The sequence below is a fragment of the Bacteroides xylanisolvens XB1A genome, from assembly GCF_000210075.1.
Classification (GTDB): Bacteria; Bacteroidota; Bacteroidia; order Bacteroidales; family Bacteroidaceae; genus Bacteroides; species Bacteroides xylanisolvens.
In genome coordinates this window covers 1052858-1076586 of record NC_021017.1, presented here as the reverse complement: position 1 = coordinate 1076586, position 23729 = coordinate 1052858, and the positions used below count along the sequence as shown (strand labels likewise).

The window sequence follows — 23729 nt, the reverse complement described above, 5'->3', positions numbered from 1 at the left end:
CGGCAAGCAGATTTCATGCCTGTCGGAAGTCTAATTCTTTCATAGACTCCTTCAAAACTATGCCTTCAACCGCATCACAAACCGACTCCCCTTACCCAATTCGCTCTCTACCGTCAGCGTACCGCCATGAGCTTCCACAAAATCCTTGGAAATAGATAACCCCAAGCCACTACCTTGCACTTTCGTTCCGGGTACACGGAAATAACGGTCGAAGATACTTTTGTGATAACGCGGATCAATGCCTTTGCCAAAGTCCTGGACATACAATTCAATCCAGTTTTCATCCTGTTTGGCACCAATAACCACATGCCCGTTTTCTTTTGAATAACGAATAGCGTTACTTAACAGATTCGTCAATACCCAAGCAATCTTCTCGCTGTCGACAAACAGTTTACCGATTTTCTCCTCCGGATACTCCACTTCTATCTGAATATTAAACTTATCCGCTTGCACCTGATTAGCTTTAATCGCATACTCAATCAATTCAATCGGTTTGGTGATCTTCGGCATCAACTGTAATTTACCAGCTTCCACCTGCGTCATGTTAAGCAATTCTCCGGTGATGCTTAACAAACGTTCGCTATTCTCCTTGATACTCTTTGAAAGCTGTTCCTGCTCATCATTCAGTGCACCGACACGCTTATCCTCAAGCAGTTGTAGACTCATCATAATAGCAGCAATCGGAGTTTTCAATTCATGAGAGATCGTTGAAATAAATGTAGTCTTGGCAGAATCCAGTTCTTTGAATTCCGTGATATTCTTAAGTAAAATGACATCACCCAGTTTGCGAGGTTCCCCTTTTTCAGCCTCCGTATTAATGATCGGGACATAAGAGACCTTAAAATAACTTTCCTTATTATCCGCATAAATTTTTAAAGCCTCTTTCTGATCGCTTGGCGTCACCAACTCACGAATTAGTCGACGGAGCAGGTCATTCTTCAAAGAAAGTTCCTCTGCCGATTTACGAATCACATTCTCCCGTTTCATATTCAGAATACTTAAGGCTTCATCATTGATAAACAAAACCTCACGTTCTGTATTCAGACCGATAATCGGGTCGTTAATACTGTTAACAATAGCTTCTATAAACTTTTTAGCAGAAAGAATATCCGACAAAGTACTGGCACGATATTCAGTCAAACGCTCCGCCATCCGGTTGAAACTGTCAGCCACTTCACGGAACTCTTCATTGTCACTCATGTCGAGACGCTTCTCATAGTTATGATTGGCTATTTCAAGAATTCCTTCTTTCAGTTCCTTAATCGGCTTGCTGATAGAACGAGGTAACCAATAAAGCAATATCAGTCCGGTCAAGATACAGATTCCCCCTGTTATGGAGATCCATAGCAATGCACGTTCCAAGGCAGGCATAGCAGCAGGACTATCAGGCTCTGTCGCAGTCAGAGTTTGAAGATTCACTACTGAAAGTGTTACCAACAAAATAATCATTCCTGCCAACATCCCAATGCCAAGAATCAGTTTCGTTTTAATATTCATAACGTTCATACGATTAATATTATGCAAGTATAATCAAATCTACATTAGCTTGCGACAAATTATTTAAAAACTTTCTATATCCCAGTATAGAACAAATTGCGTACGGCAACCTCAAATTAGGAGTTCCCATACACACTGTCGATATCTGTTTCTCTTTACAAACCTTGACGATGCTCCCCAAAATGTCTTTCGACTGCACCTGGACAACTTCTCCCCCAAGTTCCGCCACCAGTTTAAAATGATTCAACAAATACCGTTGACTGGCCAAATCAATTCGATCCATACTCTCTCTCGGAGTCTGAACATACAAAGCTATAAAAGTAGTATTATACCGGGTTGCCAACTTTGCCGCCTTTCTGATAATTCGCCGGGGTGTTTTCTCGTGACTACTGATACAAGCCATAAACTTCTCATGCCGAAGTCCGACGGCTACTCCCATCATCACTTCATTCTCCACCTTTTTTTCTACCCGCAACGCCACTTCCTTCAGAGCCAACTCACGCAATTGAAGAATATTCTCGGTTCTAAAGAAATTATCCAATGCTGTCTGAATCTTTTCCGGACGATAGATCTTTCCCGCTTTCAAACGGGCAATCAGTTCTTCTGCCGTCAAGTCAATATTCACCACCTCATCCGCTTCCTGAAGCACACTGTCGGGCACTCGTTCTTTCACTTCAATCCCCGTAATCTCCTGCACTTCTTCATTCACGCTTTCGATGTGCTGAATATTGATTGCCGAAATCACATTGATTCCCTCATCCAGCAGAGTTATCACATCTTGCCAACGTTTCTCATTCAGGCTGCCTTCTACATTGGTATGCGCCAGTTCGTCCACAATTACTATTTCCGGATGGATACGGATAATCGCATCCACATCCATTTCTTCCAACTCTTTCCCCTTATAGAAGATTTTGCGACGCGGAATGACAGGGAGCCCTTGCAGTAACGCCTCGGTCCCGGCACGTCCATGAGTTTCGATATAGCCAATTTTCACGTCCACACCATTTTCCAACAGTTCATGTGCCTCCTGAAGCATACGATATGACTTTCCCACACCGGCTATCATACCGATATAGACCTTAAACTTACCTCGCTGAGATCTCTTTATCAGATCCAGAAAATGCTGTACACTTTGTTCTCTATCATCCATTATGTTGCTCTGTTATTTTAAACATCCTAACCCGTAGCAATCATCACGATCACCACGGGTTCACAAAAATTCATGAGTTTATTTTATGGCCTTAAAGTTACGCCAAATACTAGATGGGCATCCTCCAAACGCGGATTCCATATAGCTTGCACAAATATAGGCAATGAAAACTTATCATTAAAATTGATAGCTTTCGTTGCTTTCAAAACAAGGTTCGTCACTGCAAAACCATTCACATTATACTGCGGAGTTTCATAAGGAACCACTCCACAGGTAGCATTCAAGTCTACCCCTTTTACGCTGAACGGATAATTCAGTTCTACGTAAGAAGAATATGCCTGTTTTTCTTCCCCCTTGTCAGTCATCTTTCTGTCAGCACCGGCAAACATGGTATACCATGCAATAGACAACGGGAATTTTTCAACAGGAAGCGTATAAGCTAATCCTGCTTCAAAATGATGTCCGGTGTCGCCACTCTTAAAATGGAAATAATCATTTGTTAGTTCTCCATTGGCTACATCAGCTTGTCCGTTCCACCAAAGACTGGCTACTGAAAGTGTCGGTCCTGCTTCACCAAACTTATAAGCTGCAGTGAGGTCAATTTCTTTATTACTCTCACTCAAACTGGTTGATCCCCATGCAGTAAGTGAGAAATTACCTACGCTAACTCCCAAAGTCGGTTGAAAAGAAGCGGCACCACCCTGATAAATACCACGCCATACATACGAACTTACCAAATCACCTTGTATAGTAAACTCTTGTGCTTGTGCATTGCCAGTTCCCAACATACATACGGCCGCTACAGCCATTGTTCCTAAAATACTCTTTTTACTAAAAAAACTTTTCATACTTCTTATCTAATTCTATTTTATGTTCCTGTAAAAAAGCAGCGCCCCATCCCCCCCTGTTTATTTGAACCGCTGGTATCACCCAAACGATTCGGACAGGAACGCTGCTCCTGATCTTCATCTACTTATTACTTTCTTCAAGAGCTATATTCAATTTCAGCACATTCACCTTTTCTGTTCCCAGCAATCCCAGGAACGGTTTTTCGATGCTTTTATCAACAATCGCTCTTACTTGTTCTTCTGTTAATCCGCGTGCTTGTGCCACTCTCTTCACTTGTACGTATGCACATTGGGGAGTAATATCAGGATCCAGCCCCGAAGCACTGGCTGTAACCATTTCGGCAGGTACATCCGCACGGTCTAAATAAGGATGATGTACAAGGAAAGTATCAATACGCGCTTTCACTTCATCCAGATATTCCTGATTCGTAGGACCTTTATTACTACCTGCAGAACTCGTAGCATCATATCCGTCACCGGCAGAAGACGGGCGTCCCCAGAAATAAATATCTTTTGTAAACATCTGACCCACATTGGCTGCCCCCACTACTTTTCCATCCAGCGTAGCTACCTCGGCATTTCCCTTATTAGGACCTGCAACCTGCGCAAACAACCACAAGATAAGTATATAGAACACGGAGAAAAAGACACAAAAAGCAAGTGTTATTTTTAATGACTTCAATAAAGTTTTCATTGCTATTGTTTTTTAATTAAAAGAATAAACCTACCAATAAATCTATCAACTTGATTCCCACAAAAGGAACAATCACACCACCCAAACCATAGATCAACAGATTACGGCGAAGTAAAGCACTTGCACCTATCGGTTTGTATTGCACGCCACGCAAAGCCAGCGGAATCAGAATCGGAATAATAATCGCATTAAAAATGACCGCTGAAAGAATGGCGCTTTCAGGACTATGCAGATGCATGATATTCAGAGCTGCCAATTCGGGAATAGCGACCATAAACAAGGCAGGAACAATTGCGAAATATTTTGCAACGTCATTGGCAATAGAGAAAGTGGTCAGCGTACCGCGTGTCATCAGCAATTGTTTACCGATTTCCACAATCTCGATCAGTTTTGTCGGATCGTTATCCAGATCGACCATATTACCGGCTTCCTTCGCAGCCTGTGTACCACTATTCATGGCTACACCTACATTGGCTTGTGCCAGAGCAGGAGCATCGTTCGTTCCGTCTCCCATCATTGCAACCAATTTACCAGCCTGCTGTTCCTTCTTGATATATTCCATCTTATCTTCCGGTTTAGCTTCAGCGATAAAATCATCCACACCGGCTTTTTCGGCAATATATTTTGCAGTTAATGGGTTATCTCCTGTCACCATGACCGTCTTCACTCCCATCTTACGCAGACGTTCGAAACGTTCCTGAATACCCGGTTTGATAATATCCTGCAACTCAATGACACCGGTCACTTTCTTGTTTACACATACTACCAACGGCGTACCACCATTACTGGAGATAGAAGAGATGACCTCTTCCACTTCTTTTGGGAATTCATTTCCTGCACCTTCCACCATCTTACGGATAGCGTCGAAAGCACCTTTACGAATTTGAGTTCCATCTGCCAGGTCTACTCCCGAACATTTGGTTTCAGCCGTAAACTTAATCATTCGTGCTCCCGTTGTATTCAGGTTACGCATACGGATGCCCGACTCGCGTCCCAGTTCTACGATAGACTTACCTTCCGGCGTTTCATCGGACAAGGAAGACAACAGACAAGTCTCTACAAAATCGTGCAAATTGACACCCGGAGCCGTATGGAAATGAGTTGCTTTACGGTTACCGATGGTGATAGTACCCGTTTTATCCAGCAACAACGTATCAATATCACCGGCAGTCTCTACTGCTTTACCGGATTTAGTAATCACGTTGGCACGGAGCGCGCGGTCCATACCGGCAATACCGATGGCAGAGAGAAGTCCACCGATAGTTGTCGGAATCAGACACACAAACAAAGAAATAAGCGAAGCAATGGTGATGACCGTATGACTATAGTCGGCAAACGGTTTCAAGGTAACACACACTATGACGAAAACAAGCGTAAAACCTGCCAGCAGAATAGTCAACGCAATCTCGTTCGGGGTTTTCTGACGGGAAGCACCTTCCACCAATGCAATCATCTTATCAAGAAAACTTTCTCCCGGTTGAGTAGTCACCAGTACCTTTATATGATCGGACAATACCTTCGTACCACCCGTTACGGAACTCTTGTCGCCACCTGCCTCACGGATCACCGGAGCAGACTCGCCAGTGATAGCACTTTCATCAATAGAAGCCAAGCCTTCAATAATCTCACCGTCGGAAGGAATCACGTCTCCCGCCTCACAAACAAACACATCTCCTTTCTTCAACTGTGAAGAACTGACGGTAACAATTTTATTGCCTTCCACTTTCTTTGCCGGTGTCTCTTCACGAGTCTTACGCAAGCTGTCGGCCTGTGCTTTACCACGTGCTTCGGCAATAGCTTCGGCAAAATTGGCAAACAACAAGGTTACAAACAGAATGATAAACACGGCAATGTTGTAAGCAAACGAACCTTGTGAAGAATTTACAATGGAGTAAAGCGTTACGAGCAGCATAACTACTGTAGCCACTTCTACTGTAAACATAATCGGGTTCTTTATCATCATCCGTGGGTTCAGTTTCACGAATGACTGTTTCAAACTTTCTATAACTTGCTCCTTTGGAAACAAAGAAGCTGATTTATTATCTTTCATATCTTCTCTAATTCAGTATTACAAACTTAAATGTTCAGCAATTGTGCTCAATGCATGTACCGGGAAGAATGACAGCGCAGCAATAATGAAGATAACCACAAATGTCATGACTCCGAAAGTCAATGTATCGGTCTTCAATGTGCCGGCACTTTCCGGAATGAATTTCTTCTGTGCCAGTAATCCGGCAATGGCAACCTGCCCGATGATAGGAATAAAACGACTCAGGATCAGAACGATACCACACGTATAGTTCCAGAAATAAGTGTTATCGCCCAAGCCTTCAAAACCGGAACCGTTATTGGCGGCACAAGAAGTGTACTCATAAAGTTGCTCACTCAAACCGTGGAATCCCAAGTTGTTCAACCATCCCCCTTCACTTTCCACAAAATCAGGGTGGTGCACATAAATATAACTTGAGAGTGCTGTAAATACCAAAATGACAAACGGATGAAGCAGAGCTACAATCGTAGCGATTTTCATTTCGCGGGCTTCCACTTTCTTGCCGAGAAATTCCGGCGTACGTCCTACCATCAAACCGCTGATAAACACTGTAATGATAATAAATGTATAGTAATTCATCCATCCTACACCTACACCACCAAACCAGGTGTTAATCTGCATATTCAGCATCTCCATCATTCCGGACAGCGGCATAGTAGAATCATGCATACCATTCACAGATCCATTAGAGGTTACAGTAGTTACAATACTCCATAACGCCGTTGCTCCGGCTCCCAAACGAACCTCTTTACCTTCCATCGCACCATTATCCTGCGCAATTCCCAATTCATCAATGCGTGGATTACCGCCCATTTCCTGACTGACATTAATACATACGCCTACCAGAAAAGCGAAAAGCATTACTCCGAATATACTATAAGCCAACTTCTTTCTGCGGGTATAAAATCCCAGTGCAAGTACCATCGCCATCGGGATAATCAGGATAGACCAACATTCTACCATATTAGTAAGATATGTCGGATTCTCCAACGGATGAGAAGAGTTTACACCAAAATAACCACCACCATTTGTACCCAATTGTTTGATAGGAACAATCGCAGCCGTAGGACCTTGAGAAACCATTTGTTCCTGACCTTCCATCGTAGTTACCTTCATCTTACCGTCAAATCCCATCGGAGTTCCCTGGAGAATCAGGATAAAACCTACAATCAGAGAAAGAGGCAATAAAATACGTGTACAGCTTATTACCAGAAATTGCCAGAAGTTACCAATTGTTTTGGTTGTTTTTGCAGCAATACTCTTCATAATACCTGCCATAGCAGCCATACCTGTTGCTGCGGTAATAAACTGGAAAAGCATGATGACGAACAGTTGAGTAAAATAAGTCAGTCCGCTTTCACCGCTATAGTGCTGCAAGTTACAGTTCACCATAAAACTGATACAGGTATTGAATGCCTGATCCGGAGTCTGCGGTCCGTTGCCGTCCGGATTTAAGGGCAACCATCCTTGTGAAACCAAGAGTACCATTCCCCAGAAAAACCAGAAAGCATTCAAAATCAACAATGCTTTCAGGAATTGTTTCCAGTTCATTTCTTCATTGGGGTCGATTCCACAAACTTTATAAATGACTCTTTCGATAGGAGCCATAAAATCAGACCAAGTCTTTTCTCCTCTGTAGACCTTGGCAATGTATTTTCCCAGTGGATAAGCCAGAATCACCATCAAGGCTATCTAAACAACCACGCCTAAAATTTCTATATTCATATACTTTTTACCTTAAACTGTGTGTGTTACTTTAAAACTTTTCGGGTTTGACGAGCACGTACATCAAATAACCGAAGATCGCAATACCTAATACGAATAATGCTGTGTACATAATCAATTCTCCTTTTTCTTTAAATATTCTCAAACCAGTCTACACATTTCCAAAATAGCCAGAAACAAGCGAAACCGCTTAACAGGCAGAAAATAAATGATAGTGTTATTCCCATGTTTTTACCTTTTAAATGATTAATAATCCTAATTATTTGCCATAAGTAATGCTAAAGGTATGCCAGAAAAAGAGAAAAGCAAGTAAGCTATTGATTTTCAAAACAATAAAAAAGAACTAAAAAGAATAACAAACGGAAAACACCCTACCATTTTGAAATGGATTATGCTATTATGAAAAACAATATAATAGAGAGGTGAAAATAAAAAAGAGTAGTAAAAGAGGAAATACAAGTATACCAAAGTATCATTGATAAATCAAAAAACAGAAATTTTGCAAAGTACCCAAAACAAAAATGAAAGTTAACTGTTTGCATAGCTGTATTATGGTAGAAAAGTTTTATCTTTATCGCGTTAAACTAACTAATACCCCCATTATGAGAAGAATTTTTTATTTACTTTTCCTTGTCTTATTAGGCTATTCTTTTGACGTAAAAGCTTCAGACACAGTGTTTATCCATGAAACACAAATCCCGGTTTTGATAGAGCGGCAAGACAATGTTCTGTTCTATCTTCGTTTGGATGCAAAAGAAAGCAAGAAGCTCGATGAAATCATTTTAGATTTTAGTAAAAGTACGAATCTGACTGATATTCAGGCAATCAAACTCTATTATGGAGGAACAGAGGCGTTGCAGGACAAAGACAAAAATCGCTTTGCTCCAGTAGAGTACATATCCAGCCACCGTCCGGGTGGGACATTGGCGGCTATTCCTTCCTATTCGATCAAATGTGCAGAGGTGGGATCATCAGAAAAAGTTGTATTAAAAGGTAATTACAATTTATTTCCGGGTGTAAACTATTTTTGGATTAGTTTGCAGATGAAAAAAGATGCCTCTTTGCAGACTAAGATACTCTCTGAATTGTGTGCCGTTAAAGCAGATGGGAAAGAACTATGTTGTAAATCTATTTCTCCAAAGAATATCGTTCACCGGATGGCAGTTGGAGTTCGTCATGCCGGTGATGACGGTTCTGCTTCTTTCCGTATTCCCGGGTTGGTGACTACCAATAAAGGAACCTTATTAGGCGTGTATGATGTTCGATACAACAGTAGTGTCGATTTACAGGAATATGTTGACGTGGGTTTGAGCCGTAGCATCGATGGAGGAAAGAATTGGGAGAAGATGCGTCTTCCGCTTTCATTTGGCGAGTATGGTGGTCTGCCTAAAGCACAGAATGGGGTAGGAGACCCTTCTATTTTAGTAGATACTAAGACGAATACCGTCTGGGTGGTTGCCGCATGGACACATGGTATGGGTAATCAACGCGCCTGGTGGAGTTCCCATCCGGGAATGGATCTGAATCATACGGCACAGTTGGTATTGGCTAAAAGCACAGACGATGGTAAAACCTGGTCGAAGCCTATCAATATAACAGAGCAGGTGAAAGATCCTTCCTGGTACTTCCTGCTTCAAGGTCCCGGACGTGGAATAACGATGAGTGATGGCACATTGGTATTTCCAACGCAATTTATAGACTCTACCCGTGTTCCGAATGCAGGAATCATGTATAGTAAAGACCGGGGGAAAACATGGAAAATGCACAATATGGCACGAACCAATACAACGGAAGCGCAAGTGGCGGAAATAGAACCGGGAGTATTGATGCTGAATATGCGTGATAATAGAGGAGGAAGCCGGGCTATTGCCATAACGAAAGATTTGGGAGAAATATGGACAGAACACCCATCTTCCCGCCAAGCACTTCAGGAACCGGTATGCATGGCTAGTCTGATTCATGTAGATGCCAAAGACAACATATTAAACAAAGATATCCTGCTGTTTTCGAACCCGAATACGACCAAAGGACGTAATCATATAACAATAAAAGTAAGTCTGGACAAAGGACTTACCTGGTTGCCGGAACATCAATTAATGCTCGACGAGGCAGAAGGATGGGGGTATAGTTGTCTGACAATGATTGATAAAGAGACAATTGGTATACTATATGAGAGTAGCGTCGCACATATAACCTTTCAAGCGATAAAATTGACAGATATAATAAAGGAATAAAGAGTCTGTCCCGAAAGTCCGAAGATTTAAATCTATGCTTACGATTTATAGGTAGAAAGATTTAGCTATAATGAAAAAGAATATCGTTATAATAAAAAAAACGCCATTTTAGCATACATTTGAGGACAGAATACTACTCTTTATTTAACTAATTATAAGCTGAAACTTTAGCCGATTTAATTGGGGCTTTCTGGACAGCTCACGCTAAAACAACATATTTTGTTAAATTATCAGTGAAATTTGCTGAAAAAGTAATATCTTTGAGACCGTTAATATCTAATGCCCCCACTATGATGATTAATTTAATCGGAAAAAAGACTCAAATAGCATGTGGACTACTATGCTGTTGCAGTATGGCATATGCGCAGAGCAATGACAATTCCGAAGTTGTGGTTTTAAATGCAGGTTGGGAATTTTCCCAGGCAGGCACGGAGCTATGGCGACCGGCACAGGTTCCCGGCACCGTTCATCAGGATCTTATCTATCATAAACAAATTCCCGATCCTTTTTACGGTATCAATGAACAGAAGATTCAGTGGGTGGAAAATGAAGACTGGGAGTACCGGACTGCTTTTACAGTTACCCCCGAGCAACTGAAACGGGACGACGCCCAATTAGTCTTTGAAGGTCTTGACACATACGCCGATGTATACCTCAACGGAGCACTGTTGTTGAAAGCGGATAACATGTTCGTCGGTTATACGATACCCGTCAAGTCACAACTCCGTCTCGGAGAAAACCTTCTTCACATCTATTTTCATTCACCCATCCGGCAGACAATGCCTCAATATAACTCTAACGGATTCAACTATCCGGCAGACAACGATCATCACGAAAAACATGTAAGCGTATTCTCCCGTAAAGCCCCTTACAGTTATGGCTGGGACTGGGGAATCCGCATGGTGACCAGTGGTATCTGGCGTCCGGTAACCATCCGTTATTACGACGCAGCCTCTATCAGCGACTACCACGTAAAGCAACTCTCGCTGACCGACCAACTGGCAAAACTATCCAACGAATTGGAAATAAATAATATCCTCCCTCAAGCACTTCAAGCAGAGGTGAGAATCAATACCTCCTTCGAAGGAAACACAGAAAAAGGCATTAGCCAGGCAATCACCCTACAGCCCGGAATCAATCATATATCTATTCCTTCCGAAGTGCTGTCGCCGGTACGTTGGATGCCGAATGGCTGGGGAAAGCCCGCCTTGTATGATTTCTCCGCTCAAATAATCGTAGAAGATAAAGTCGTAGCCCAACAATCCCACCGGATAGGACTGCGCACCGTTCGTCTCGTCAATGAAAAAGATCAGGACGGAGAATCCTTCTATTTTGAAGTAAACGGCGTTCCGATGTTTGCCAAAGGAGCCAATTACATTCCCCAGGATGCCCTATTGACCAACGTCACTACCGAACGCTACCAAACCTTATTCCGGGACATCAAAGAAGCCAACATGAATGTCATTCGTGTGTGGGGAGGCGGGACCTACGAAGACGACCGTTTCTATGACCTGGCAGATGAAAACGGAATACTGATATGGCAGGACTTTATGTTTGCCTGCACTCCCTATCCGTCCGACCCAACCTTCCTGAAAAGAGTAGAAGCAGAAGCCTGCTACAACATTCGCCGTCTTCGCAATCATGCTTCCCTGGCGATGTGGTGTGGCAATAATGAAATACTGGAAGCCTTGAAATATTGGGGATTCGACAAGAAATTCACGCCGGAAATCTATCAGGAAATGTTCCAAGGCTATGACAAACTGTTCCGCCAACTCCTTCCTATCAAGGTAAAAGAGCTGGATGCCGACCGTTTTTATATACATAGCTCCCCGTATTTAGCCAATTGGGGACGCCCCGAATCATGGGGGATAGGAGACAGCCACAACTGGGGAGTATGGTATGCCCAAAAAACTTTCGAATCACTAGATACAGACCTCCCTCGTTTCATGAGCGAATTCGGTTTCCAGTCCTTCCCGGAGATGAAGACTATTGCCACCTTTGCGGCTCCTGAAGATTATCAAATCGAATCGGAGGTGATGAATGCCCATCAGAAAAGCAGCATTGGCAATGCCCTGATTCGCACCTATATGGAACGTGACTATATCATTCCCGAAAAATTTGAAGACTTTGTCTACGTCGGACTAGTGCTGCAAGGACAGGGAATGCGTCACGGGCTGGAAGCACACCGCCGGAACCGTCCCTACTGCATGGGTACACTGTATTGGCAACTGAATGATAGTTGGCCGGTAGTATCCTGGTCGAGCATCGACTATTATGGCAACTGGAAAGCCCTACATTATCAGGCCAAACGAGCTTTTGCTCCCATCCTCATCAACCCTATCCAGCAGAACGACAGTCTCAATATCTACCTGATATCCGACTGTCCGGACACCAAAGACCACATGACGTTGGAAATGAGAGTCACAGACTTTGACGGAAAGAAACAAGGTAAACCGATACAACTCAAACCATTGGCAATCCCGGCTAACTCCTCCCAATGCGTTTACCGCATGAAAATAGAATCCTGGCTGTCATCCAAAGAACAACAGCACCACTTCATGCAACTGACCTTGAAAGACAAGTCCGGGCATACGGTAGCCGAAACAGTCTACTTCTTTAGAAAGACGAAAGACCTGCTTCTGCCCAAGACAACCGTTTCCTGCAAGATAAAACAGAAAGACGGCGTGTGCGAATTGACCCTGCTTTCTCCCTGTCTTGCCAAAGACGTCTTTATTGAAATCCCTTTGCAGGGAGCCCGTTTCAGTGACAACTTTTTCGACCTCCTTCCCGGAGAGCGTAAGACAGTTGTCATCACTTCTCCCCAAATAAAGAAAGGAGAGGAGTTGCCTTTGACAATCAATCATATTCGTGAAACCTATAATTAATTTATTAATAACTTAACACTTAATTTTTTAGTTTATGAAACAACTCTTAAAGTTAACCGGATGTCTGGCACTAGCAGGACTTTTTGCCTCTTGCCAATCGGCGCAACAGGAAGCCAACTACCAGATCATCCCCATGCCACAAGAAATTGTAACAGCTCAAGGAAATCCCTTCATTCTGAAGAGCGGTGTGAAAATCCTCTATCCGGAAGGAAACGAGAAGATGCAACGCAACGCACAATTCCTGGCCGACTATCTGAAAACCGCTACCGGAAAAGATTTCGCTATCGAAGCCGGAACGGAAGGTAAGAATGCAATCGTACTGACATTGGGCACGGCAAACGAAAATCCGGAATCCTATCAGTTGAAAGTTGCCGGTGACGGAATCACGATTACTGGTCCTACCGAGGCCGGCGTATTCTATGGCATCCAGTCCCTGCACAAATCATTGCCTGTGGCTGTCGGTGCAGACATTTCCATGCCCGCTGTAGAAATCAATGACGCTCCCCGCTTTGGCTATCGTGGTGCACACTTCGATACCAGCCGTCATTTCTTTACCGTAGATGAAGTGAAGACATATATCGATATGATGGCTTTGCACAATATGAACCGTTTTCACTGGCATATTACCGAAGACCAGGGCTGGCGTCTGGAAATCAAGAAATATCCGAAGCTGACAGAAATCGGTTCCAAGAGAACAGAAACAGTCATCGGACGTAACTCCGGTGAATACGACGGCAAACCTTACGGTGGCTTCTATACCCAGGAGCAGGCGAAAGAAATAGTAGCGTATGCTGCCGAACGTTATATCACAGTTATTCCCGAAATCGACCTTCCGGGACACATGCAAGCTGCCCTTGCCGCTTACCCCGAATTGGGATGTACCGGTGGCCCGTACGAAGTATGGAGACAATGGGGAGTATCTGAAGATGTGCTTTGTGCCGGAAACGATCAAGTCTTGAAATTCCTCGAAGATGTATATAGCGAATTGATTGAAATCTTCCCTTCAGAATATATTCATGTAGGTGGTGACGAATGTCCGAAAGTACGTTGGGAAAAATGTCCGAAATGTCAGGCACGTATCAAGGCGCTGGGCTTGAAATCGGATGATAAGCATAGCAAGGAAGAACGTCTGCAGAGCTTCGTAATCAACCATATCGAAAAATTCCTCAACGACCACGGACGTCAGATCATCGGTTGGGATGAAATCCTCGAAGGCGGACTTGCTCCTAACGCTACTGTTATGTCATGGCGTGGTGAAAAGGGTGGTATCGAAGCAGCCAAGCAGAAACACGATGTTATCATGACTCCGAACACTTACCTGTATTTCGACTACTACCAGACAAAAGATACGGAGAACGAACCTCTCGGTATTGGTGGTTACCTGCCTCTTGAAAGAGTGTACAGCTACGAGCCGATGCCGGCTTCCCTCACTCCGGAAGAACAGAAATATATCAAAGGCGTGCAGGCTAACCTCTGGACTGAATACATTCCTACTTTCTCTCATGCCCAGTATATGGTATTGCCCCGTTGGGCTGCCTTGTCCGAAATCCAGTGGTCGGCTCCCGACAAGAAGAATTATGAAGACTTCCTGTCCCGTCTGCCGCGCCTGATTAAATGGTACGATGCGGAAGGATACAACTATGCCAAACATGTATTTAATGTAACTGCCGAATACACGCCGAACCCGACGGACGGTACACTGGACATCACTTTGTCTACCATTGACAATGCGCCTATCCATTACACCTTGGACGGCACGGAACCTACCGCTGCTTCCCCGCTTTATGAAAGCCCGCTGAAAATCAAGGAAAATGTAACTTTCTCTGCCATTGCTGTCCGTCCTACCGGAAATAGCCGTGTGGTTTCTGAAAAGGTTAATTTCAGCAAATCCAGCATGAAGCCGATTGTAGCCAACCAGCCGGTCAACAAGCAATACATGTTCAAAGGCGAATCTACATTAGTAGACGGCTTGAAAGGAAATGGCAATTACAAAACCGGTCGTTGGATTGCGTTCTACAAGAACGATATGGACATGACTATCGATCTTCAGCAGCCTACCGAGATTTCGAGCGTTGCTATTTCTACTTGCGTGGAGAAGGGCGACTGGGTGTTTGACGCGCGAGGACTTTCCGTAGAAGTTTCGGACGATGGCAAGAACTTTACCAAAGTTGCTTCCGAGGAGTATCCTGCTATGAAAGAAAGCGATAAGAATGGTATCTATGAACATAAACTGTCATTCAGCCCGGTGAAAACTCAATACGTGAAAGTGGTTGCCTTGTCTGAAAGTAAAATGCCGGCATGGCATGGCGGCAAAGATAGTCCGGCATTTTTGTTTGTAGACGAAATCACGATAGATTAATGAATATAAGAAATAGATACGCTAAAGTTTGTCTTTTCTTATGGGTATTGGGAATGTGCTTAACCGCACATTCCCTCAAAGCACAGTCCGTCATACCTGTCCCATTAAAAATGGAGCAGGGGACGGGCTGTTTTTTACTGTCAGAGAACACAAAACTTTATATAAACTTGCAGGGTTTAGAAGCGCAGCTTCTGGAAAATTGCTTGCAAGCATTGCCGGTTCATTTGAAGAAAGGGAAAAAGAAGGATACGCAGAATATACTTTCTCTGTTGATAACTGAAAAGAACCACCAGTTGCCATCGCCGGAAAGCTATACCCTTTCCGTCACTCCGCAACAAATCCTGATACGCGCCACTTCGGGAGCCGGATTATTCTATGGTCTGCAAACCCTGTTGCAGTTGGCACAACCTTCGGGGGCAGGCAGCTATTCCATAGCCTCTGTCGAGATAGAAGACACTCCCCGTTTTGCTTACCGTGGACTGATGCTGGACGTGTCCCGCCACTTTTCTACCAAAGAGTTTATAAAGAAACAGATAGACGCACTGGCGTATTACAAAATCAACCGTCTGCACCTGCATCTGACCGATGCGGCAGGCTGGCGGTTAGAAATCAAGAAATACCCTTTGCTGACCGAATTTGCGGCCTGGCGTACAGATCCCACCTGGAAGCAATGGTGGAACGGCGGACGTAAATATGTCCGTTTCGATGCTCCCGGAGCTTACGGCGGTTATTACACCCAGGATGATATTCGTGAAATCTTGGAATATGCCCGTCAGCATTATATCACGGTGATTCCCGAGATTGAGATGCCCTCCCATTCGGAAGAAGTGCTGGCAGCCTACCCGCAGTTATCCTGTTCGGGTGAACCTTACAAGAACTCCGATTTCTGTGTCGGCAATGAAGAAACCTTCACGTTTCTGGAAAATGTGTTGACGGAAGTCATGGAACTTTTCCCTTCCGAATACATTCATATCGGTGGCGATGAGGCCGGCAAGTCGGCTTGGAAGACCTGCCCGAAATGTCAGAAGAGAATGACGGACGAGCATCTTGCCAATGTAGACGAGCTGCAAAGCTACCTGATACACCGCATTGAGAAGTTCCTGAACAATCATGGACGTCATCTGCTGGGGTGGGACGAGATTCTGCAGGGAGGCATTGCCCCCAACGCAACCGTCATGTCATGGCGTGGAGAAGAGGGTGGCATCGCTGCCGTAACCTCCGGCCATCGTGCCATCATGACGCCGGGTGCCTACTGCTATCTGGACAGTTATCAGGATGCCCCATATTCGCAGCCGGAAGCCATCGGTGGATACCTGCCGTTGAAGAAAGTATATTCTTACAATCCCGTTCCCGCTTCTTTAACTGCGGAACAGGCGAAGTTGGTCTACGGTGTGCAGGGCAACCTATGGGTGGAATACATTCCCACTCCCGAACACGTGGAGTATATGATTTACCCCCGAATCCTGGCATTGGCGGAAACAGCCTGGTCGGCTCCGGAACGTAAGTCATGGCCGGATTTCCATACCCGTGCATTGTCGGCAGTGGCCGATTTGCAGGCAAAAGGATACCATCCTTTCGATTTGAAAAAAGAAATCGGCAGCCGTCCCGAGTCGCTTCAATCGGTCAGCCATCTGGCATTGGGTAAAAAGGTGATTTATAATTCACCTTACAGCTCCCATTATCCGGCACAGGGAAACACCGCTCTGACGGACGGCATACGTGGCGATTGGACCTATGGTGATGGCTCGTGGCAAGGATTCATCTCGGACAACCGCCTCGATGTGACGATTGATATGGAAAAAGAAACCTCCATCCATTCTGTCACTGCCGCCTTTATGCAGGTGGTAGGCGCGGAAGTATTCCTGCCGGAGACTGTGGTGATTTCCATTTCCGATGACGGAACCCATTTCACCGAGTTGCGCAAACAACACTTTGAAGTGAGCAAAGAAACACCCATCCGCTTTACGGATATTTCATGGCAGGGCGAAGCCAAAGGAAGATACGTACGCTATCAGGCACAGGCCGGAAGTGAATTCGGAGGCTGGATATTTACGGATGAGATTATTGTGAAATAAATATTGCAGGCATAAGGATAATACGTATGATGCGTTTTTTTAGGATTATTCCGGCCTAAAGCAACCGTGTAATCCGTATCATCCGGACTTGCTGATTTCAACCTGTCAATATCATTTAAATAAAAGAGGGAATCTACTCAACCAGATTCCCTCTTTTTTTGTTATATTTGTATTATTACCTTAAAAACTAAGAATATGGTACAACACGCTAGACTCATTTTCTACAGCCTTCTTCTTCTGGTAATCCCGTGCGAGGGCACGTTGGCACAGAAGATTCCCGTCGCGCCCATAGATTCATTGATTACCGTAGGATATGCCACCGGAAGTTTGAAAACCCTGTCCGGCTCCGTAGAGAAAATCACGGAGACACAGATGAACAAAGACCAGATAACGAACCCTTTGGAAGCAATCCGTGGACGTGTGCCGGGTTTGACCATCCAGCGGGGTTCCAACGGACCGGCGGCTCTGGATGCGGTACGCCTGCGGGGAACTACCTCACTGACCAGCGGCAACGACCCTTTGATTATCGTCGACGGAGTATTTGGCGACTTGAGTATGCTTACCTCCATTTACCCTACGGATATTGAGAGTTTTACCATCCTGAAAGACGCTTCCGAAACCGCACAGTACGGTTCGCGAGGTGCATCCGGTGTGATAGAAGTCACCACCAAAAAAGGGATGAGTGGCAGGACACAGGTGGCTTACAACGGTAGCTTCGGGATTTCCACCGTCTACAAGAATTTGAAAATGCTGTCCGGTGATGAATTCCGCCGCGTAGCATCGGAACGAGGCATTTCCATTCTGGACAAAGGGAACAATACCGATTTCCAGAAAGAGATTGAGCAGACAGGACTGCAACAGAATCATCATATCGCCTTTTATGGCGGTTCCAGTGAGTCCAGTTATCGTGTTTCCCTCGGTTTTATGGATCGTCAGGGAGTGATTCTGAATGAAGACATGAAGAATTTCACTTCAAATATGAACATGAATCAGAAAATGTTCGACGGCTTCCTGAACTGCGAACTGGGAATGTTCGGCTCCATTCAGAAGAATCATAACCTGGTAGATTATCAGAAAACGTTCTATTCGGCAGCTACGTTCAATCCTACCTATCCCAATCATAAAGACCCCGTCACCAATTCGTGGGACGGAATAACGACCGCCAGCCAAATCACCAATCCATTGGCATGGATGGAAGTGCAGGACGATGATGCCACTTCGCACATCAGTACGCACGCCCGTCTCACTTTCAATCTGATGGAAGGACTGAAACTAAGCCTGTTCGGAGCTTATACTTACAATATCGTAGAAAATTCGCAATACCTCCCCACTTCCGTCTGGGCGAACGGTCAGGCATACAAAGGAACCAAAAAGCGCGAATCCTTATTGGGAAACATGATGCTGACCTATAAGAAAAACTGGAAAAAGCATTTCTTTGACGTACTGGCACTTGCCGAACTTCAGAAAGAGACTTACACAGGCTATTATACCACAGTCAGCAATTTCAGCACCGATAAGTTCGGGTATAATAACCTTCAGGCAGGAGCGCTCCGTTTGTGGGAAGGCACTAATTCCTACTACGAGCAACCGCGCCTGGCATCTTTCATGGGACGCTTCAATTATACATACGCCGACCGCTACGTACTGACGTTGAACGCCCGTACAGATGCTTCCTCCAAATTCGGAGCCAACCATAAATGGGGCTTTTTCCCCTCTGCATCCGCGGCATGGGTGATTAGTGAAGAAGAATTTATGAAGCAATTCCCCGTGATAGACAATCTGAAATTCCGTATCGGTTACGGTCTGGCAGGTAACCAAAGCGGGATTGACTCATACACAACACTGAATCTTGTCAAGCCGAACGGTGTCGTCCCCGTCGGAAACTCCGCCATTGTATCTTTGGGAGATCTCCGGAATACGAATCCCGATCTGAAATGGGAAGTGAAACATACCTTTAATACCGGTTTCGACATCGCTTTATTCGGCAACCGCCTGTTGCTTTCCGCCAACTATTACAACTCCCGCACCACGGATATGCTTTACCTTTACAACGTAAGCGTGCCCCCTTTCACCTATAACACCTTGCTTGCCAATATCGGCTCCATGCGCAACTGGGGTACGGAAATCGCCATCGGTATCACCCCTTTGAAAACGAAGGACATGGAACTGAATATCAATGCCAACATCACCTTTCAGCGCAACAAACTGCTTTCATTGAGCGGTATGTATAACGGCGAAATGCTTTCCGCTTCCGAATATAAAAGTCTTGCCAGCCTTGATGGAGCCGGCTTCCACGGCGGCTACAACCACATCGTTTATCAGATGGTGGGGCAACCGTTGGGCGTGTTCTATCTCCCTCACAGCACCGGACTGGAGTCCGACGGAAACGGTGGATATACCTATGGCATTGCCGACCTGAATGGCGGAGGCGTCAGTCTGGAAGATGGTGAAGACCGCTACGTGGCAGGACAAGCCGTACCCAAAACGATTCTGGGATCTAACATCAGTTTCCGTTACAAGCGTTTCGACCTGTCTTTGCAGATAAACGGAGCTTTCGGACATAAAATCTACAACGGAACTTCCCTGACCTATATGAACATGAATATCTTCCCCGACTACAATGTAATGAAGAAAGCTCCGCAACAGAACATCAAGGATCAGACTGCCACCGACTATTGGCTGGAAAAGGGAGATTACGTCAACTTCGACTATGTGACGCTGGGCTGGAACGTGCCGATTGAGAAGGTGCAGAAACTAAAGAAATACGTCCGTTCCCTGCGCTTAGCATTTACTGTCAACAATCTGGCAACCATCTCCGGTTATTCGGGACTTTCGCCCATGATTAACAGTTCCACGGTGAACTCAACGTTGGGCGTGGACGATAAACGGGGGTATCCGTTGGCACGGACGTACACCTTAGGATTGAGTATTAACTTTTAATGGAGGAGGAGAGGATGAAACGATATATGAAAAATAGAAATCAGTTTTTGCAGAAGGTTGAACTGTTTATACAAAGTCGTCAACAGTTGTCGCAAAAGTCAGAATCTCTTTTGCAGAGTAAAACAGAATTAGTACAAAATACAGAGCCGATTTTAAGGAGAGTAGAACGACTCTCAAAGCAAATAATCTACCCTTCAAGAATATTATTATTTTTTCTGGTGACGAGTCTAACCTTATTTTCCTGTGATAAGTTCTTACAGGAAAATCCGAAAGACAAACTACCGGAAGAGGATGTCTACAATACGATCTCGGAAGTATATCTCAATGCGGTAGCTTCACTTTATACTTACATAGGCGGTTATAGCGACAGTCAGGGATTGCAGGGAACGGGTAGGGGAGTCTACGACCTGAACACTTTCACTTCCGACGAAGCCATTATCCCCACCCGTGGAGGCGACTGGTACGATGGCGGCTTTTGGCAAGGACTTTACCTGCACGATTGGGGAGTAGAGAATGACGCTATCCAAGCTACATGGGAATATCTTTACAAAGTCGTCATGCTAAGCAACAAATCGCTCGAACGGATAGACAAGTTTGCCGAAACCCATTCCGATGCTGTACTTCCGGCATACCGGGCGGAAGTGCAGGCCATGCGAGCCATGTATTATTATTATCTGATGGATTTGTTCGGACGCATCCCGTTGGTTCAATCCTCTTCAGTGGCAATGAAAGATGTTGTCCAGAGTGAACGGAAAACGGTTTTTGAGTTTGTATTCAAGGAATTGCAGGAAGCGGCTCCTCTGTTGAGCGATGCGCACAGTAACCAGTCCGGTCCTTATTATGGCCGTATCACCCGTCCGGTAGTCACTTTCCTATTGGCTAAACTGGCTCTGAATTCCGAAGTCTATACGGATAATGATTGGACAGACGGACAACGTCCGGACGGAAAAAACATAAAGTTTACAGTGAACGGCAACGAACTCAATGCGTGGGAAACAGTCATCTACTACTGTGACCAGCTAAAGGCGATGGGCTACAATGAATTGGAACCAAAATACGAAACGAATTTCTCCATTTTTAATGAATCATCGATAGAGAATATTTTTACCATTCCGATGAATAAAACCTTGTACACCAATCAAATGCAATATCTATTCCGCTCCCGCCACTACAACCATGCCAAGGCGTACGGCCTAAGCGGTGAGAACGGCCCCAGTGCAACTATTGAAGCCCTCCAAACCTTCGGTTATGAAACAGCCGAACAAGATCCCCGCTTTGATATTTGCTATTTTGCGGGAGTAGTGCGCGACCTGAAAGGAAACATCATCAAGCTGGATGATGGCACCGTATTGGAGTATCTGCCCTGGAAAGTAGCTCTGGATATTACAGATACCCCGTATGAACAAACAGCAGGAGCCCGTATGAAGAAGTACGAAGTTGACCCGACTGCCACAAAAGACGGTAAGTTGATGGAGAATGATATTGTATTGTTCCGCTACGCGGATGCTCTGTTGATGAAGAGTGAAGCGAAAGTGCGCAATGGAGCCAGTGGAGATGAAGAACTGAATGAAGTCCGTAGCCGCGTCAATGCCTCCTTTCGCACTGCCACTTTAGAGAATATCCTTGCCGAACGCCAACTGGAACTGGCTTGGGAAGGTTGGAGACGTCAAGATTTGGTTCGCTTCGGGAAGTTTACAAGAGCTTACAGTAGCCGTCCGCAATTGCCGGATGAGGGAAACGGATATACTACCGTGTTCCCTATACCGGAGAAAATACGGGTGATGAATACGAAGTTGAAGCAGAATCCGGGGTATTAACAGCAGTTATTATTCAATCAACTCAAAACTATATTTTTCAAATTCATTCCCGTTGATAATCATAGCAATTTGATGAAGTCCGAGATGGAGCTTCCTCGTTGTAACCACCCGGAAAGAATGTTTTCGGGTGATTCGCGTGGTTGAGTTCCTGACATATTCTTTCTCGCTGATTTTATGCACTTTCTTCGTCAACGTTCCATTTGCTTTTTGGTAATAGATTCCATATTCGAGTCGTATCTTGGTTGTTTGATCGTTCTTGTTCAACAGTTTAAAACTAACCTCCAACGAATCCCCGACTTTCACTTCCGGGCTTGAAATTTGGAAATCCTCCACACAGATATTGCTGATAGTAGAGTTGAAGCCAAACAACTCCATCACTTCCGGATTGCCTTGTTTTAAGAGCGTCCGGCAACCGTGTTTAATAATCCAATCCACCTCTTTCGATTCTCCCTTCCATTTCTTCACTAAATCAATAACGATTTCGGGATTATCTTTCGCAATATCATTCAAATTATTGGCAACGCTCAATCGCACAAATCTTGCCGGATCATTTTTTAGATTTTCCAGAATAGGAATGATAGGCGCAGGATTCTCTTTCAGGTTCGGCAACGCCATCGCCCAGGGAAGACGCGGACGACAGCCTTCTGACGCAAGCCGCCTGACTCCCCAATGTTCGTGTTTCGACCAAACCAACATCTGTTTCATCATCTGATCCGGATATTTGATAATAAAAGAATGAGCCACAAACTCGCAACTTGTGAACTGCGTGATTTTCTCTATCGCCTTGACAGAAGTTTCGTAATCGTCCAGTCCATATTGTTCGACATAATTATCCAGAATCCCCCCATACTCTAAAGTCAAACCAAACTTCGTGTCGTCTATCACCGAGAAATCAGGCCGTGTCTTTTTTATATGATCCAACAATTCAAGTATCTTAGCGATCGCCTCTTTGTAATCTGCCGGTAAAAACTTTCTTAGCACCGTTGTGATGTGCATGCAGCGTTGTTTAAGTTCCCTGCCTTCCCATTCATCGTCCATCACTTGAGATACAAACTCGCAAGCATCAAAATCGTCGATAACAAGTTTCAAATCTTTCGTAAACAGATCGAAAAATTGCTCGTTAAACATGTTTTTAAAAGGTTCTGCCATTCTTTAAATATATAGTTTAGTTAAACAGTTATTGTTTTTTTATGGAACGACTAAATAATGTTTCTTTGATAAATTCGTTTTTTATAATTTGAATTTTAAAGTGTTGATAATTATTTTATGCCGATCTATTTGTTTGTTATACAAATATATGCCATTTTTTTTAGGATAGCCCTATATTGCGCCTTATTTAGGTAAACTATATGAAAAGATTGTGCGAGAGGGGGGGCTATTTAGAGAATATCATAAAAAAAGTGGGCCACAAAAAAGATTGCAGCCCACTTATACCTTATATATGATAATATGATA

The 23729-nt window shown here is 44.4% G+C and carries 14 protein-coding genes; 6 read left to right on the top strand and 8 right to left on the bottom strand.

Annotated elements, in window-relative coordinates:
* Positions 1–57 precede the first annotated feature (57 nt).
* From BXY_RS04540 to BXY_RS23860, 7 genes are all read right to left on the bottom strand, one after another.
* Positions 58–1497, bottom strand: coding sequence for an ATP-binding protein (locus BXY_RS04540; protein WP_004312964.1), 1440 nt, complete (start codon positions 1495–1497; stop codon positions 58–60).
* Between the two features lie 19 nt (positions 1498–1516).
* A complete protein-coding gene (locus tag BXY_RS04535) occupies positions 1517–2647 on the bottom strand; it encodes a sensor protein KdpD (protein WP_015531297.1) in 1131 nt (376 codons plus the stop codon).
* 83 nt (positions 2648–2730) lie between these two features.
* Complete coding sequence (locus BXY_RS04530; protein ID WP_015531296.1) at positions 2731–3495, bottom strand: hypothetical protein; 765 nt, start codon at positions 3493–3495, stop codon at positions 2731–2733.
* Positions 3496–3616: 121 nt separating this feature from the next.
* Positions 3617–4189 carry a K(+)-transporting ATPase subunit C gene (locus tag BXY_RS04525; RefSeq protein ID WP_004312961.1) on the bottom strand — a complete coding sequence of 191 codons (573 nt, stop codon included), beginning with the start codon at positions 4187–4189 and terminating at the stop codon, positions 3617–3619.
* A gap of 16 nt (positions 4190–4205) precedes the next feature.
* The gene (gene kdpB, locus BXY_RS04520; protein WP_015531294.1) at positions 4206–6239 is read right to left on the bottom strand and encodes a potassium-transporting ATPase subunit KdpB; all 2034 of its coding nucleotides are present in this window, start codon (positions 6237–6239) and stop codon (positions 4206–4208) included.
* 18 nt (positions 6240–6257) lie between these two features.
* Complete coding sequence (kdpA, locus tag BXY_RS04515) at positions 6258–7922, bottom strand: potassium-transporting ATPase subunit KdpA (RefSeq protein ID WP_015531293.1); 1665 nt, start codon at positions 7920–7922, stop codon at positions 6258–6260.
* 73 nt (positions 7923–7995) lie between these two features.
* Complete coding sequence (locus tag BXY_RS23860) at positions 7996–8076, bottom strand: potassium-transporting ATPase subunit F (protein WP_073343870.1); 81 nt, start codon at positions 8074–8076, stop codon at positions 7996–7998.
* A 490-nt stretch (positions 8077–8566) separates the two neighbouring features.
* On the opposite strand from BXY_RS23860, the gene BXY_RS04505 reads away from it, so the two are divergent.
* From BXY_RS04505 to BXY_RS04480, 6 genes are all read left to right on the top strand, one after another.
* Positions 8567–10198 (top strand): sialidase family protein, encoded by a 1632-nt coding sequence (locus tag BXY_RS04505; protein WP_015531292.1) that lies wholly within the window; start codon positions 8567–8569, stop codon positions 10196–10198.
* A 290-nt stretch (positions 10199–10488) separates the two neighbouring features.
* Positions 10489–13083, top strand: a complete 2595-nt coding sequence (locus BXY_RS04500) for a beta-mannosidase (protein WP_134993307.1) — start codon at positions 10489–10491, stop codon at positions 13081–13083.
* Between the two features lie 34 nt (positions 13084–13117).
* Positions 13118–15442: a glycoside hydrolase family 20 protein gene (locus BXY_RS04495; RefSeq protein WP_015531290.1), complete on the top strand. Its 2325-nt coding sequence runs from the start codon at positions 13118–13120 to the stop codon at positions 15440–15442.
* On the top strand, positions 15442–17517 hold the full coding sequence (locus BXY_RS04490) for a glycoside hydrolase family 20 protein (RefSeq protein ID WP_074708257.1): 2076 nt from the start codon (positions 15442–15444) through the stop codon (positions 17515–17517). The genes BXY_RS04495 and BXY_RS04490 overlap by 1 nt, the downstream gene beginning before the upstream one ends.
* A 195-nt stretch (positions 17518–17712) precedes the next feature.
* Positions 17713–20457 (top strand): SusC/RagA family TonB-linked outer membrane protein, encoded by a 2745-nt coding sequence (locus tag BXY_RS04485; protein ID WP_008022044.1) that lies wholly within the window; start codon positions 17713–17715, stop codon positions 20455–20457.
* Positions 20457–22274 carry a RagB/SusD family nutrient uptake outer membrane protein gene (locus tag BXY_RS04480; RefSeq protein WP_015531288.1) on the top strand — a complete coding sequence of 606 codons (1818 nt, stop codon included), beginning with the start codon at positions 20457–20459 and terminating at the stop codon, positions 22272–22274. The genes BXY_RS04485 and BXY_RS04480 overlap by 1 nt, the downstream gene beginning before the upstream one ends.
* A 9-nt stretch (positions 22275–22283) precedes the next feature.
* Here the strand turns inward: BXY_RS04480 and BXY_RS04475 are convergent, their stop codons facing one another.
* Positions 22284–23423, bottom strand: coding sequence for a DNA alkylation repair protein (locus BXY_RS04475; protein WP_015531287.1), 1140 nt, complete (start codon positions 23421–23423; stop codon positions 22284–22286).
* Positions 23424–23729: the final 306 nt, after the last annotated feature.

Bases quoted from the DNA above. Each gene is read 5' to 3' on its own strand.
- BXY_RS04540 (WP_004312964.1), bottom strand. From the start codon at position 1,497: ATGAATATTAAAACGAAACTGATTCTTGGCATTGGGATGTTGGCAGGA.
- BXY_RS04535 (WP_015531297.1), bottom strand. From the start codon at position 2,647: ATGGATGATAGAGAACAAAGTGTACAGCATTTTCTGGATCTGATAAAG.
- BXY_RS04530 (WP_015531296.1), bottom strand. From the start codon at position 3,495: ATGAAAAGTTTTTTTAGTAAAAAGAGTATTTTAGGAACAATGGCTGTA.
- BXY_RS04525 (WP_004312961.1), bottom strand. From the start codon at position 4,189: ATGAAAACTTTATTGAAGTCATTAAAAATAACACTTGCTTTTTGTGTC.
- kdpB (WP_015531294.1), bottom strand. From the start codon at position 6,239: ATGAAAGATAATAAATCAGCTTCTTTGTTTCCAAAGGAGCAAGTTATA.
- kdpA (WP_015531293.1), bottom strand. From the start codon at position 7,922: ATGGTGATTCTGGCTTATCCACTGGGAAAATACATTGCCAAGGTCTAC.
- BXY_RS23860 (WP_073343870.1), bottom strand. From the start codon at position 8,076: ATGTACACAGCATTATTCGTATTAGGTATTGCGATCTTCGGTTATTTG.
- BXY_RS04505 (WP_015531292.1), top strand. From the start codon at position 8,567: ATGAGAAGAATTTTTTATTTACTTTTCCTTGTCTTATTAGGCTATTCT.
- BXY_RS04500 (WP_134993307.1), top strand. From the start codon at position 10,489: ATGATGATTAATTTAATCGGAAAAAAGACTCAAATAGCATGTGGACTA.
- BXY_RS04495 (WP_015531290.1), top strand. From the start codon at position 13,118: ATGAAACAACTCTTAAAGTTAACCGGATGTCTGGCACTAGCAGGACTT.
- BXY_RS04490 (WP_074708257.1), top strand. From the start codon at position 15,442: ATGAATATAAGAAATAGATACGCTAAAGTTTGTCTTTTCTTATGGGTA.
- BXY_RS04485 (WP_008022044.1), top strand. From the start codon at position 17,713: ATGGTACAACACGCTAGACTCATTTTCTACAGCCTTCTTCTTCTGGTA.
- BXY_RS04480 (WP_015531288.1), top strand. From the start codon at position 20,457: ATGGAGGAGGAGAGGATGAAACGATATATGAAAAATAGAAATCAGTTT.
- BXY_RS04475 (WP_015531287.1), bottom strand. From the start codon at position 23,423: ATGGCAGAACCTTTTAAAAACATGTTTAACGAGCAATTTTTCGATCTG.